The organism is Actinophytocola sp. NPDC049390 (assembly GCF_044466355.1).
Lineage (GTDB): Bacteria > Actinomycetota > Actinomycetes > Mycobacteriales > Pseudonocardiaceae > Actinophytocola.
Genome location: NZ_JBITMQ010000001.1, coordinates 97,992 through 111,044 on the forward strand (window position 1 = coordinate 97,992; position 13,053 = coordinate 111,044).

A 13,053-nucleotide genomic window follows, 5' to 3' on the forward strand; every position below is an offset into this window, starting at 1 on the left:
AGCGGTCTGGCGAAGTGGCTACCCGCAGCGCCATACCGTCGGCACCAGCGTGCCGGCACTGGTCCTGGTCTGGCCGCCGACGGTGGTGCCGTCCGCGCTGAGCGCGCCGACGGCCGTGATCGTGGACCCCGTCGGCGGTGTCAGGTCGACACGTGTGTCGCCCCGGAACAGGGCGTACCCACCCGCTCCGTCCGCGAGGATCGTGCCGTTCTTCAGGAAGAAGGCGCGGTAGCCGGTGCTCCCGGGAACGGCCGTGACGTCTCCGGACACGATGTCGATCAGGGCGATGTCGTCGTGGACGGTGCGGTTGACCAGCACCGTGCCCGCGTCGATGTCCCGGGGGGCGAGTTCGTCGGCGGGACCGAGGTCCTGCGGCGCGCCGCTCGTCCCGCCACGCCACACCGCCGCGGTGGGGACACCGTCCCGGTCGTAGTCGCTGCGTCCCAGCACGTTGCGGTTGTCGTCGACGGCGACCGCGGCGACCGGTACGTCGAGCGAGGACTCCAGGACGTAGCCGGACCACGTGTCGGCGCTACCGGCGAACGCGATGCTGAAGTAGTACGGCCAGTTCCCGACCGTGCCGCGCCCGACGTACGTGCCCGCGTCGTTGATCTCGTACACGCTGTCCTGTGCCGAGCCGATGTCCTCGGGCTGCTCGCCGGGCCGCTGCCCGACCGGGTAGGACCAGCCGGTGTCGGTGGCGTACCGGTACCCGATGAGCACGCCGGAGGCGTTGGCGTCGGTGGGACTGAACGCGAGCGTGTCCGTGATCTCCCCGCCCTGCCACACCACGCCCGAACCGGTGTCGGCTCCCGGTGAGACGGAACCGTAGAACGTCGTGGTTCCCGCCATCGCGGTCACCGTCGCGGTCCCGTCGGCGGGGTTGGGCAGGGTGGACACCGCGCACCCGGACGCGGCGGTCTCGGCGGCCGCGGATCCCGTCGCCGGCAGCCCGAGGGCCACGACGGTGGCGGACAACAGGACGGCGCTCGTTCTTCTCACAGCGGCTCCCAGTGGCAGGTCGTGACGAATGGCGTCGATCCGTCACACTCTAGGTGCCCACGCTCAAAGCGCCGTCGCGGTGCGCGCAGGTCGTGGTTTCGCAAGGCGACGCACACGTGCCGTCCCATACGAACTCGGCCAATTCGCAATAATGGGAAACTGTCATGGATTCGACAGATTTCTTTCTCGATAATGTACACCCTTCGGCTCAGTGGTCTGACGCCGAATTGGCTAATATTGTATTTTGGTGACCGTTTCCCTAAGATTCTGTTCACGTTCGCGCGGACGTTCCCAACCCTGCAGTCCGGTCGATCCGGTGTGTCCGGTCGGCCGGTGAACCCTTTGTTCGAGGGAGAACCCTGTCATGGGAATAATCCGCAGATCCTGGTCCCAGCGGATCGTCGGGCTAGGCACAGCGGTCGCGACCGCGAGCGCGCTGGTGCTGACCGCGAACAGCGGCGCGGCGGCGGACGAGGGCACCATTCTCGGCGCCGGCAACCCGACCGCCATCAAGGACAGCTACATCGTCGTGTTCGACCGCGGGGCCGCGGCGACGCGCGGTGGCGTGCGCACGATGGCCACCGACCTCGCCCGCGAACACGGCGCCTCGATCGAGTACACCTACCAGCACGCACTGCACGGCTTCGCGGGCGAGCTCAGCGAGCGGGCCGCCAAGCGGCTGGCCGCCGCGCCGGGCGTCGCCTACGTGGAGCAGAACGCCACGGTGTCGACAGCGGACACACAGCCGAACCCGCCGAGCTGGGGCCTGGACCGGATCGACCAGCGCGACCTGCCGCTGGACTCCGGCTACACCTACCCCAACTCCGGAGCCGGCGTCACCGCATACGTGATCGACACCGGCATCCGCACCACCCACAGTGACTTCGGTGGCCGCGCTTCCTGGGGCACCAACACCACCGGGGACGGCAACAACACCGACTGCAACGGGCACGGCACGCACGTCGCCGGCACGATCGGCGGCGGCCAGTACGGCGTTGCCAAGGGTGTCACGCTCATCGCCGTCAAAGTGCTGGACTGCAACGGTTCCGGCTCGTTCGCAGGGGTCGCCGCCGGTATCGACTGGGTCACGGGCCACCACACCTCCGGCCCGGCCGTGGCGAACATGAGCCTGGGCGCCCAGGGCTCCGACACCGCCACGGAGAACGCGGTCCGCAACTCCATCGCGGACGGCGTCACCTACGGCATCGCGTCCGGCAACTCCAACGCGGACGCCTGCAACTTCACCCCGGCCCGCGTCGCCGAGGCGATCACCGTCAACGCGAGCACCAACACCGACGCGCGTGCCTCGTTCTCGAACTACGGCACCTGCACCGACATCTTCGCGCCCGGCCAGAACATCACCTCGGCGTGGAACACCAGCGACTCCGCCACGAACACCATCAGCGGCACGTCGATGGCCACCCCGCACGTCGTGGGCGGCGCGGCGCTGATCCTCGGCGCGACCCCGGCCGCGACCCCGGCGCAGGTCGCCAGCACGATGATCGGCAACGCCACGACCGGCAAGATCACCAACCCCGGCAGCGGCTCACCGAACCGGCTGCTGTTCGTCAACACGGGCGACGGCACGCCGGGTTCCCCGATGGTGTCCAACCCGGGCAGCCAGACCGGCACCGTCGGCACCCCGGACAGCGTGACGGTCTCCGCCACCGGCGGCACGCCGCCGTACACGTGGTCGGCGACCGGACTTCCCTCGGGCATCGCCATCAACTCGGGCACCGGCCAGATGTCGGGCACACCGACGACCGCGGGCACGTACACGGTGACCGTGACCGTGACCGACAGCGCGAGCCGCACGGGCAGCGCGACGTTCACGTGGACGATCAGCCCTGAGGGTGGCTCGTGCTCCAGCCCTGGCCAGAAGCTGACCAACGGCGGGTTCGAGAGCGGCAGCACGGGCTGGTCGAACGCGACGTGGACGATCTACCGGTGGACCGGGGTCGGCGCCCCGCGCACCGGCTCGTACTCGTCGTGGATCAGCGGCTACGGCTCCACCAACACCGAGACGCTGACGCGGACGGTCGCCATCCCGGCGGGCTGCACCAACTCGGTGCTGTCGCTGTACCTGAAGATCGACACCGACGAGTACGAGGGCGCGGCGTTCGACTTCTTCACGATCGCCGCGGGCGCCAAGACCCTGGCGAGGTACTCGAACCTGGACGCGTCCTCGGGCTACGTCCTGCGCCAGTTCGACGTCGGCGCGTTCGCGGGCCAGACCGTGACGATCAGCTTCACCGGAGATGAGGACTGGTCGCTGCAGACGTCGTTCGTGCTGGACGACGTGTCGTTGATCGCGGGCTGACCCCGGCGGCCGGCTGGTGGGCCGGCCACGGAATCGACACGGTCCGGCGGGCGGATGTCCGCCGGACCGTGTTCCGATCAGGTCGTGTCCAGGGGCACGTCGAGGCGGGTGCGCAGCTCGTCGAGCGTGATGCCGTACGTCTCGGCCACGTGTACCCGGCCGCCGTCGAGGTGGAAGACGGCGCGGTCGGTGTAGACCCGGCGCACGCAGCGCAGGCCGGTGACGGGGTAGGTGCACTCGCGGACGAGCTTCGGCCTCCCGGTCTTGTCGAACAGCGTCATCATCACGAACACGGACCTGGCGCCGACCGCGAGGTCCATGGCACCGCCGACCGCGGGGATCGCGCCGGGGGCGCCGGTGTGCCAGTTGGCGAGCGTACCGTCGGCGGCGACCTGGAACGCGCCGAGGACGCACACGTCGAGGTGGCCGCCGCGCATCATGGCGAAGGACTGGGCGTGGTCGAAGTAGGACGCGCCGGGCAGCTCGGTGACCGGGATCTTGCCCGCGTTGAGCAGGTCCGGGTCGACGTCGTCGCCGTGGGCGTGGGGGCCCATGCCGAGCATGCCGTTCTCGGTGTGGAGCACGACGCCGCTCGCCGGGTCGAGGTGGTCGGCGACGGCGGTGGGCTGCCCGATGCCGAGGTTCACGTACGCGCCCGGCGGGATGTCCCTGGCGACCAGGGCGGCCAGCTCCGCGCGGCCGAGCGGGGCGGGGTGCTCGATCACGCCGTCACCACCACCCGGTCCACGTAGATCCCCGGCGTGACGACGGCCTCCGGGTCGAGCGCACCCGCGGGGACGACCCGGGTCACCTCGGCGATGGTGACGCGGGCGGCGGTCGCCATGATGGGCCCGAAGTTGCGGCCCGTCCTGCGGTACACGAGGTTGCCCGCCTCGTCCGCGGTGTGTGCGCGGATCAGTGCCACGTCGGCGTGGATCGGGTACTCGAGCACGTGTTCGCGGCCCGCGATGACGCGGGACTCCTTGCCCTCGGCGAGCATCGTGCCCGCGCCGGTCGGTGTGTAGAACGCGCCGATCCCGGCGCCCGCCGCCCGGATCCGTTCCGCGAGGTTGCCCTGTGGCGCCACTTCCAGCTCGATCCTGCCCTCGGCGTACAGCCGTTCGAACACGTACGAGTCGACCTGCCGGGGGAACGAGCAGATGATCTTGCGGACCTGACCGGTGGCGAGGAGCGCGGCGAGCCCGGTGTCGCCGTTGCCCGCGTTGTTGTTCACCACCGTCAGTTCCCCGGCCCCGCGGCGGCGTAGCGCGTCGATGAGCGCGTAGGGCTGTCCGGCCGGGCCGAACCCGCCGATCAGCACGGTCGACCCGGGTTCGATCCCGCGGACCGCCGTGTCCGTGTCGGGGGCGATCTCGACCATCAGGCCACGTTCTCGATGACGACCGCGAGGCCCTGGCCGACGCCGATGCAGATGGCGGCGACGCCCCACCGCGCGCGGCGTTCGCGCAGCACCGCGGCGAGCGTGCCGAGGATCCGCCCACCGGACGCGCCGAGCGGGTGGCCGACCGCGATCGCGCCGCCCTTCGTGTTGACGATCTCCGGGTCGATCGGCCACGCTCCGACACAGGCGAGCGACTGCGCGGCGAACGCCTCGTTCAGCTCCACCGCACCCACGTCGGACCACGTGATCCCGGCCGCCGCCAGCGCCCGCTCCGCCGCGGCGACGGGTGCGTAGCCGAACTCCTGCGGCACGGAACCCACCGCGCCGCGACCGGCGATCCGCGCGACCGGGTCGGTGCCGATGACCCGCGCGGCGTCCGCCGAGCCGATCAGGACCGCGGACGCACCGTCGGACAGCGGCGACGCGTTGCCCGCGGTGATCCGCCCGTCCGGCCGGAACGACGGCTTGAGCGAGGCGAGCTTCTCGAGCGAGGAGTCGGCGCGGATGCCCTCGTCCCGCTTGAGGTCCACGCCGGGCACACCCACGACGAGGTCGTCGTAGAACCCGTCCGACCACGCCCGGTCGGCGAGCCGGTGCGACCGCAGCGCGAACGCGTCCTGCTGCTCGCGGGTGACGCCGAACCGGTCCGCCAGCGCCTCGTTGGCCTCCCCGTTCGACACGGTCCACGCAGGATTCATGCGCGGGTTCACCAGCCGCCAGCCCAGCGCGGTCGACACGAGCGTCGCGTCCCCGGCCGGGAAACCCTTGACCGGCTTGGGCAGCACCCACGGCGAGCGGCTCATCGACTCGACCCCGCCCGCCACCACGATCTCGGCGTCGCCGGTCTCCACCGCCCGCGACGCGACCATCGCCGCGTCCAGGCTGGAGCCGCACAGCCGGTTCACGGTCGTGGCGGGCACGGTGACCGGGAGCCCGGCCAGCAGCACGGCCATGCGGCCTACGTTGCGGTTGTCCTCGCCGGCGCCGTTGGCGTTGCCGTACACGACGTCGTCGATCCGCGCCGGGTCCAGGTCCGGTGTCCGCGTGAGCAGCTCGGACAGGACGGTGGCGGCGAGGTCGTCGGTCCGCACTCCGGACAGGGCGCCGCCGTAGCGGCCGAACGGGGTGCGTACCGCGGTGTAGACGAAAGAGGTTGGCAGTACGGATGACACGGGCCCTCACTTCCAGGATGCGGCCAGTTCGATGGTGCGACGCGCGACGTCGCACGGCGTGCCGTGCGGCGCGACGCGCAGGTTGACCGCGGTGACACCGGCGTCGGCGTACCGGTGCAGCGCGGTGGCCACGTCGGCGGGTGTCCCGACGAGCGCGGACACACCGGGTGCCGGGTCGTCCGGGGTGGACTTCCACAGCCCGCGGCCGGAGTAGTAGTCGAGGACGGGGGAGAGGTACCGCGCGGCGAGCGCGCGGGCCGTGGCCCCGTCCTCGTGGATAAGGCACAGCCGGTTGGCCACCACGTCACCGGTCGCGCCGTGGTCCCGGTACGCCGCGGCCTGGTGTGCCAGCAGCCGGTCGGAGTAGTTCGTCGCCGCGTAGTAGCCGTCGGCCAGTTCGGCGGCGCGCCGCGCGGACGCGGCCGTCCCGCCACCGACCAGCAACCGCGGCGTGCTCACCGGTCCCGGTACGGCACCGCCGTCCCAGGCCGACCGCAGCGCGCGCAGCGCGGCGGTCATCGTCGTGCCGCCGCCGAACCGCTCGCCCAGCTCGGCGGGGCCGAGGCCGAGGCCGACCGACAGCCGCCCGCCGCTGAGCTGGTCCACCAGCGCGGTCTCGTAGCCGAGCCGCACCGGGTCGTACGCACGCAGGAGCAGCACCCCGGTGCCGAGCCGGAGCGTGGTGTGCGCCGAAAGGTGGGCGAGCACGATCAGTGCGGCGGGCAGGTGGAACGGCTGCGGTGCCCGGTGGTAGCTCTCGCCGACCCACACGGTGTCCACACCGGACTCTTCCGCGGCCCGCAACAACGGCAGCGCACCGGCGACCTGGTCGGCGACCGGTGCCGCCGAGCCGAGGTCCAGTGCCAGTCCGAGCCTCACTTCTTCGCCGACGCCTTCTCCAGCACCTCGTCCCGGGAGAAGTCGTTGATCTTCGGGAGGAGGCTGGTGTCGAGGATCTGGTCGACCTCGACCGGTTTGTCGATCAGACCCGCCTTCTGGGCGAAGTCGATCGAGCGCCTGACCCGTTCCGGATCGATGGTGCCCCAGTCCTTCTCGCCCTCCGGCACACCGAGCCCGGCGAGCCGGACCTGCAGCACCTTCACCTGCTGGGCGAGTCCCTCGGCCTGGGACGTGCCGCCCGCGGGACGCGTGTCGGGCTGGGACTTCCACATCGCCTGGATGGCGGCCTCCGGGTTGGCCTGTGCGTACACGACACCCTTCGCGAACGCGCGGCCGAACTTGACGAACGCGTCGGAGTCGGCCTCGAGCCTGCTCTTGCGAGCCACGAACCCGCCGCCGAACATCCCGGTCATCTCCTCGACCGGCAGGTCGGTGATGGTGATCCCCGCGTTCTTCACGATCTGGTACTGCGTGTCCCACAACGCGAGCGCGTCGACCTGCCCGTCCTTGATGGCGCTGATCTGCTGCGCGCCGACACCGATCGGGACGAGCGTCGCGTCGTTCTCGCCCAACCCGGCCAGCTGCAGGGCGACCCGCGCGAACGTGGCGCCGGAGCTGCTGACGTTGGTCACGCCGATGCGCTTGCCCTTGAGGTCGGCGACGTCGGTGATCCCGGAGCCGTCGACCGCGGCGAGCCCGTAGATCCAGTCGCCGTAGTAGGACGCGAAGTAGGTGAGGTCGGTGCCCTTGGTCGCGCCGATGACCACCGGCTCCGGGGTGACGAGGGCGATGTCGGCGCCGCCCGCGATCACCTGCTGGGCGGCCTGCGTGCCCGAGGGCGGGAGCGTGAACTCCACGTCGATGCCCTCGTCGGCGAAGTAGCCCTCGGCCTGGGAGAGCAGGAACGTGGCGAAGCCCGCGTTCCAGGTCGGGGTGGTGACGGCGATCTTCAGTGTCGAGGAGTCGCCGCCGCCCGCGGCGCCGCCGCAGGCCGTCAGCGTGGTCACGAGCACTGCGGCGAGGAGTCCGGAAAGGATTCTGGGGGTGGGCATGTGTTCCTCCTTGAACGCCCAGGGGCTCACGGCGCCGGGTATTCCCCGGCGTTGAGTACCCAGCCTGGCTTGGCGGAGAAGTCCGCGCGCGGTGGGCAGAAGATGTCGATGAGCTGGTTGGTCCCCTGACCGGTTGCCTGTGTCGTGTGGACGGTCGGTGGCGGGATCACCGCGACCGAAGGGCTGCCGCACGCGTGGTGCACGTCCGCGCGCCAGTCGTCGAGGTTGGTCGTCCACGGCGTGCGGATGTGGTGGACGAACTCCCCGCGTACGGCCAGGGAGCACTGTTCGAAGTCGTCGTGGTGGTGCGGGGAAAGCTTCGTGGTGTCCCTCGGACCCTCGTGGGGGAACAGGAAGTTCACCATGAACGTGCTGCACCGGAAGATCCGCCCGAACCGGTCCGGCGACCGTTCGAGGTGCCCGACCGGGTACACGCGGACCCGGAACCCGTCGACCGGATCCGGCCACGCGGCCAACGGCGCCACGTGCGGGTGATCCTCCACATAGGATGCGGCGTTGCCTGCCAGCGCCGCGAGGTCGGTGGACCGCGTGGTGAACAGGCGAACCACGTCGCAGTCGGCGGTCACGGTGACCGTGCTGTCCCCGGGCGGCACGACCACGATCGCGCGGCCGGTGACCGTCTCCTGCTGCTCACCCGCGACGACCTCGACGCTCGAGTCGTCGTGGGGGAGCACCACCACGTACTCGTCGGGCTGGCCCTCCCGGCTGAACACCTCGCCGCTTCGGCCCGAGGTGTAGGCGAGCACGAAGTTCTGCCCGCGCCCCCACCAGGTCCTGCTGCCCGAGGCCGTGGTCTCGTGCGGCTCCTGCTTGTCGAAGTCGAGCAGCTCCGGCGCGGCGACCCGTCCCCGCGGGGCCGGGCCCGGCGCGGTGGCGAGGCTCGCGCGTGCGTCGCTCTTGTCGTACATGGATCCGCCTTTCTAGTCGTCCAGGCCGAGCAGGAACGAGGGGTTGTCGCGGACCATCCGCTGCAGGTCGCGTTCGGGCAACCCGAGGTCGAGCAGCGCGGCGGCGACGCGGAGCAGCGCGTCGACCGGCCTCGGCCGCCCGGCCTGTCCGAGGTCGGAGGCGAGCACGGTGTGCTCGGGACCGATCCGCTCGATCCAGTCCATGAGCTGCTTCGGGTCCCACTTGCGGTAGCCCTCTGGGTCGTACATGCCCCACTCGTGCTCCACGTAGGCGCCGAGGCCCACCAGTTCGAGGCACTGCTCCGGTTCGGCCCCGATCACGAAGTTCGGGTGGTTGATCACCATCCGGCGCACCCCGCGCTCCCTGGCCGCGGTGAACAGTTGCGTGATCAGCTCCGGGGTGTTGTGCCCGCCGGAGAGCAGCGCACCGGCCTCGATGACGTAGTCGAGGACCTCGTAGACCTCGGGGATCAGCTCGCCGGCGTCGTCGGTGAAGTCGACCTGCGTGGACGGCACCGGCACCGCGGTGGTGGGGAAGCCGTCGCCCTCCGGGTGGCAGGCGATGTGCCTGCCGGAGGAGAACGTCGGGAACCACACCGCCCGGCCACCCATCCGCAGCGCCATCGCGACCGCGTACGGGTTGATGCCGCCGACCTGGCTGTTGAGCGCGATCCCGCCGAAGGCCCTGGTGCCGACCTTGGCGAGACCGTCCCGCATCGCGAGCAGGTCCATGACCGTGATGTGGTGGTGCGACTTGACCAGGATCGCCCGCATCTCGAGGCGGTCGCCGTCCTCGGCGGCCTCCACGTGGGTCAGTTCGCGGGGAAACGGACTGGGGCCGGAGTGGCAGTGCAGGTCGACGGCACCGCGGAGGACGCGGACCAGGGCAGTCATACGATGAACCCCCTTCGTTGTGTTCGCTATGCACACTCCATGTTCACGATGAGAGATGTCAAGACCCATATTCACAGATGGGCATTGCCCAAACTGGTGAGATGGCCTAGATTTCCGCACATCATGTTCGACAGGTGAACACGACGGGTGAAGGTGAGATGACGATGGTGTCAGGTGCGCCCGAGGTGGGTGCCACGTCGAACGGCGAGATCCAGGCCGTTTCCCGGACCGCGCAGATTCTGACCCTGTTCGGCCCGGAGACGCCGGAGATCACCGTCGCCGAGGCGGCCGAGCGGCTCGGGCTCAACCGCACCACACTGCACCGGTACTTCCAGTCGCTGGAGGCCGCCGGGCTGTTGGAACGCACCGAGGAACGCAACTCCGTGTTCGCCCCGGGCAGGCTGCTGCTGCAGCTCGGCGCGTTCGCGATCGGCCGCCGCAAGGTCATCCAGCTGGCCACCCCGCACATGCGGGACCTGACGCGGACGACAGGTCTCACGGTGGTGCTGAGCCTGTGGGGCCCGTCCGGGCCGGTGGTGTCCCATGTGGAGGACGACGAGTCGCACGGGACCATAGTGACCGTGCGCGTCGGCTCCCAGCTGCCGTTGAACACCGCGCAGGCGCTGGTCTTCCTCGCGTTCCTGCCCGACCAGCTCACCGCCGACCGGCTGCTCGGCACGCTCCCCGCCGACCAGCGCATGCATGTGCGGGAACAGATCGCGGGCATCCGCGAGCGTGGCCTGACCGAACCCATCCTCAACGCGCGGGGGATCAGCGTGATCGCCGCGCCGGTCTTCGACAAGTCGGCGATCTGCGCCACGCTCGCCTTCGTCGGTACCGCCCACCTGCTGCCCCCGGACCGGAGTGCCAGGGAGTCGACGCTGCTCGCCGAAGCGGCCGCCCGGGTCACCGCGGAGATGGGCGGCGGGGCCACCCAGGAGGAACACCATGGCTGAGACCGTCAGCACGACCGTGGACACGGCCGTCGAGTTGCGGCACGTCTACAAGCGCTACACGACACGGCGGTCGCGGCGGGGCCCGGCCGGCGTGGTCGACGCGCTGCACGACGTCAGCCTGTCGGTCGCGCGGGGCGAGTTCGTCTCGATCGTCGGGCCGAGCGGGTGCGGCAAGAGCACCCTGCTGAAGGTCCTGTTGGGACTGACCAAGCGCACCGCAGGCGAGGTCGACTTCGGTGGCGGCAGCCGGCTGGGCATGGTCTTCCAGCAGCCGCTGCTGCTGCCGTGGCGCACGGTGACGAAGAACCTGTTGATATCGCAGGACATCAACCACCGGCTGTCCGAACAGGAGGCCCGCGACCGGGCCGCGGCGATGCTGTCGATGCTGGGGCTGACGGAGTTCGCCGACCGGTACCCCGGAGAGCTCTCCGGCGGGATGCAGCAGCGGGTCGGCATCGGGCGCGCGCTCATGCACGACCCCGAGATCCTGCTCATGGACGAGCCGTTCGGCGCGCTGGACGCCATGACCCGCGACCAGATGGGCATGGACCTGCTCGACATCTGGGACCGGGACCGCAAGACCGTCCTGTTCGTCACCCACAGCATCCCGGAGTCCGTGCTGTTGTCCGACCGGGTCGTCGTCATGACACCGCGGCCAGGACGGATCGCCGAGGTCATCGACGTCGACCTGCCGCGCCCGCGCGGCCTCGAGAACATCAACACACCCGAGTTCGGCGCGATCGTCCGCCGCATCCGGGTCCTGCTCAACTCCGAGAACAGCGCCCACTAGGCCGCGCCGCTAGGAGGACCCCATGACCCGATCGACAACCACCCTCGAAGCCCCGCCGGCGCCGGAACCGGCGCCCGACCGCGCGCGGCGGCAGGTACCCGGGTTCGTGCTCAGCGGCGTCGTGCTGGTCGTCGTGCTCGTCGTCTGGCAGGTCGTCGTCCGCGCCTTCGACGTGCCCATCGTGCTCGTGCCCGCGCCGACCGACGTGCTGTCGGCACTGGTGGCCGGTCTGGGCGACGGCAGCCTCGTCGAGCACGCGTGGGTCACGCTGCAGGAGATCCTGCTCGGGTTCGTGCTCGCCGTCGCCGCCGCGCTGCTGTGCGCGTTCCTCGTCACGCAGTCCCGCGTGCTCGACAAGGCGCTGTTCCCGCTCGTCGTGATGACCCAGACCATCCCGAAGGTGGCGATGGCACCGCTGCTGGTCATCTGGTTCGGCACCGAGATGACCTCGAAGGTGCTGACGACCGCGCTCATCGCGTTCTTCCCGTTGCTCATCAACGCGATCCTCGGGCTGCGTTCAGCCGACCCCGACCAGATCGACATGCTGCGCTCGTTCGGGGCCAGCCGGGCGCACGTGCTGCGCCACCTGCAGATCCCCTCCGCGCTGCCGCACATCTTCGCGGGGCTCGACGTCGCCGTCGTGCTGTCGGTGACCGGCGCCATCGTCGCCGAGTTCGTCGGCGCCACCGCGGGGCTCGGCTACGTCATCCAGGCCACCAACTTCACCCTCGACGTGTCGCGCACGTTCGCGGTCCTGGTGATCCTGTCGGCGATCGGTCTCGCCCTGCACGCGCTCGTGGTGCTGTGCAACAGGAGGATCGTGTTCTGGTCCGCGGAACACCGGACGATCAGGGAGCAGGCATGATGTTCGACAGGACCGGCGACCTCCCGCCGATCGGCACCTGGCTCAAGATCCCCGCACCGGACACCGCCGAGATCGCGGCCGCCGCCGGGTTCGACTTCGTCGTGGTCGACCTCGAACACACCATGCTGAGCCTGGAGACGGCGTACACGCTCATCGCCATCGCCTCCGCGCACGGGATCGTCCCGCTGGTGCGGGTGCCCGACCACCGCCCGTCGACGATCCAGCGCGTCCTCGACGCGGGCGCCGGGGGTGTGCTCGTGCCCCACGTGGACACCCCGGAACAGGCGGTGGCCGTCGCACGTGCGACCCGCTTCCCGCCGCTCGGCACCCGCGGCTCCGGCGCCACCAGCCGCGCGGGCCGGTGGGGGCGGCTCGCCCGCGCGGACTACCTGGCCTTCGGGAACACGCGGGCGCTCTGCCTGCCACAGCTGGAAAGCGCGGCGGCGATGCGCGACGCCGACCGGATCCTCGCGGTCGACGGCGTGGACGGTGTCCTCATCGGCGCGGCCGACCTGTCCATGGAGATGGGCCTGACCGCGACCGACCCGCAGGTGACCGGCCTGATCGACGACGTGCTCGCCACCGCGTCGAAGACAGGTAAACCGTGCGGGTTCGCACTCGGCGCCGACCCCGGCCGGGCACGTGAGCTCGCCGCGCGCGGGTTCGGCTTCCTGGTGCTGGGCAACGACACCTCGATGCTCGCGTCCGCCGCCACCACGCTGGTCACCGACACCCGGGCACCGTCGGGCACCACCTGACCGGGGAGGGTTC

Annotated in this window: 13 protein-coding genes; 5 read left to right on the plus strand and 8 right to left on the minus strand. The window is 70.7% G+C overall.

From position 1 onward, the window contains the following. Positions 1-18: 18 nt before the first annotated feature. Entirely contained in the window at positions 19-1,002 is a 984-nt protein-coding gene (locus tag ACIBVP_RS00450; protein ID WP_396103770.1) for a hypothetical protein, read from the minus strand. Between the two features lie 364 nt (positions 1,003-1,366). On the opposite strand from ACIBVP_RS00450, the gene ACIBVP_RS00455 reads away from it, so the two are divergent. Continuing rightward, positions 1,367-3,322 (plus strand): S8 family peptidase, encoded by a 1,956-nt coding sequence (locus tag ACIBVP_RS00455; protein ID WP_396103771.1) that lies wholly within the window; start codon positions 1,367-1,369, stop codon positions 3,320-3,322. 77 nt (positions 3,323-3,399) lie between these two features. On the opposite strand, the gene ACIBVP_RS00460 is transcribed toward ACIBVP_RS00455, so the two are convergent. The 7 genes from ACIBVP_RS00460 to ACIBVP_RS00490 are packed head-to-tail and all read right to left on the minus strand — an operon-like array spanning position 3,400 to position 9,671. Next, positions 3,400-4,044, minus strand: coding sequence for a 3-oxoacid CoA-transferase subunit B (locus tag ACIBVP_RS00460; protein WP_396104897.1), 645 nt, complete (start codon positions 4,042-4,044; stop codon positions 3,400-3,402). Beyond that, the gene (locus ACIBVP_RS00465; RefSeq protein WP_396103772.1) at positions 4,044-4,703 is read right to left on the minus strand and encodes a 3-oxoacid CoA-transferase subunit A; all 660 of its coding nucleotides are present in this window, start codon (positions 4,701-4,703) and stop codon (positions 4,044-4,046) included. The genes ACIBVP_RS00460 and ACIBVP_RS00465 overlap by 1 nt, the downstream gene beginning before the upstream one ends. After that, positions 4,703-5,896, minus strand: coding sequence for a thiolase family protein (locus ACIBVP_RS00470; RefSeq protein WP_396103773.1), 1,194 nt, complete (start codon positions 5,894-5,896; stop codon positions 4,703-4,705). The genes ACIBVP_RS00465 and ACIBVP_RS00470 overlap by 1 nt, the downstream gene beginning before the upstream one ends. Before the next feature lie 6 nt (positions 5,897-5,902). After that, entirely contained in the window at positions 5,903-6,775 is an 873-nt protein-coding gene (locus tag ACIBVP_RS00475; protein ID WP_396103774.1) for an LLM class flavin-dependent oxidoreductase, read from the minus strand. After that, complete coding sequence (locus ACIBVP_RS00480; RefSeq protein WP_396103775.1) at positions 6,772-7,848, minus strand: ABC transporter substrate-binding protein; 1,077 nt, start codon at positions 7,846-7,848, stop codon at positions 6,772-6,774. The genes ACIBVP_RS00475 and ACIBVP_RS00480 overlap by 4 nt, the downstream gene beginning before the upstream one ends. A gap of 26 nt (positions 7,849-7,874) precedes the next feature. After that, the gene (locus tag ACIBVP_RS00485) at positions 7,875-8,777 is read right to left on the minus strand and encodes a hypothetical protein (protein WP_396103776.1); all 903 of its coding nucleotides are present in this window, start codon (positions 8,775-8,777) and stop codon (positions 7,875-7,877) included. A gap of 12 nt (positions 8,778-8,789) precedes the next feature. Continuing rightward, on the minus strand, positions 8,790-9,671 hold the full coding sequence (locus ACIBVP_RS00490) for a DUF6282 family protein (protein ID WP_396103777.1): 882 nt from the start codon (positions 9,669-9,671) through the stop codon (positions 8,790-8,792). Between the two features lie 158 nt (positions 9,672-9,829). On the opposite strand from ACIBVP_RS00490, the gene ACIBVP_RS00495 reads away from it, so the two are divergent. From ACIBVP_RS00495 to ACIBVP_RS00510, 4 genes are read left to right on the plus strand one after another with little or no spacing between them, the layout of a single operon-like run. Then, entirely contained in the window at positions 9,830-10,627 is a 798-nt protein-coding gene (locus ACIBVP_RS00495; protein WP_396103778.1) for an IclR family transcriptional regulator, read from the plus strand. Continuing rightward, positions 10,620-11,417, plus strand: coding sequence for an ABC transporter ATP-binding protein (locus ACIBVP_RS00500; protein WP_396103779.1), 798 nt, complete (start codon positions 10,620-10,622; stop codon positions 11,415-11,417). The genes ACIBVP_RS00495 and ACIBVP_RS00500 overlap by 8 nt, the downstream gene beginning before the upstream one ends. Before the next feature lie 22 nt (positions 11,418-11,439). Next, positions 11,440-12,282 (plus strand): ABC transporter permease, encoded by an 843-nt coding sequence (locus ACIBVP_RS00505; RefSeq protein ID WP_396103780.1) that lies wholly within the window; start codon positions 11,440-11,442, stop codon positions 12,280-12,282. Then, positions 12,279-13,040 (plus strand): HpcH/HpaI aldolase/citrate lyase family protein, encoded by a 762-nt coding sequence (locus tag ACIBVP_RS00510; RefSeq protein ID WP_396103781.1) that lies wholly within the window; start codon positions 12,279-12,281, stop codon positions 13,038-13,040. Before ACIBVP_RS00505 ends, ACIBVP_RS00510 begins: the two co-directional genes overlap by 4 nt. Positions 13,041-13,053 lie beyond the last annotated feature (13 nt).

What these genes read in the sequence shown, in the direction of transcription:
- ACIBVP_RS00505 (WP_396103780.1), top strand. Translation starts at nt 11,440, where the DNA reads ATGACCCGATCGACAACCACCCTCGAAGCCCCGCCGGCGCCGGAACCG.
- ACIBVP_RS00495 (WP_396103778.1), top strand. Translation starts at nt 9,830, where the DNA reads ATGACGATGGTGTCAGGTGCGCCCGAGGTGGGTGCCACGTCGAACGGC.
- ACIBVP_RS00455 (WP_396103771.1), top strand. Translation starts at nt 1,367, where the DNA reads ATGGGAATAATCCGCAGATCCTGGTCCCAGCGGATCGTCGGGCTAGGC.
- ACIBVP_RS00465 (WP_396103772.1), bottom strand. Translation starts at nt 4,703, where the DNA reads ATGGTCGAGATCGCCCCCGACACGGACACGGCGGTCCGCGGGATCGAA.
- ACIBVP_RS00490 (WP_396103777.1), bottom strand. Translation starts at nt 9,671, where the DNA reads ATGACTGCCCTGGTCCGCGTCCTCCGCGGTGCCGTCGACCTGCACTGC.
- ACIBVP_RS00500 (WP_396103779.1), top strand. Translation starts at nt 10,620, where the DNA reads ATGGCTGAGACCGTCAGCACGACCGTGGACACGGCCGTCGAGTTGCGG.
- ACIBVP_RS00480 (WP_396103775.1), bottom strand. Translation starts at nt 7,848, where the DNA reads ATGCCCACCCCCAGAATCCTTTCCGGACTCCTCGCCGCAGTGCTCGTG.
- ACIBVP_RS00485 (WP_396103776.1), bottom strand. Translation starts at nt 8,777, where the DNA reads ATGTACGACAAGAGCGACGCACGCGCGAGCCTCGCCACCGCGCCGGGC.
- ACIBVP_RS00510 (WP_396103781.1), top strand. Translation starts at nt 12,279, where the DNA reads ATGATGTTCGACAGGACCGGCGACCTCCCGCCGATCGGCACCTGGCTC.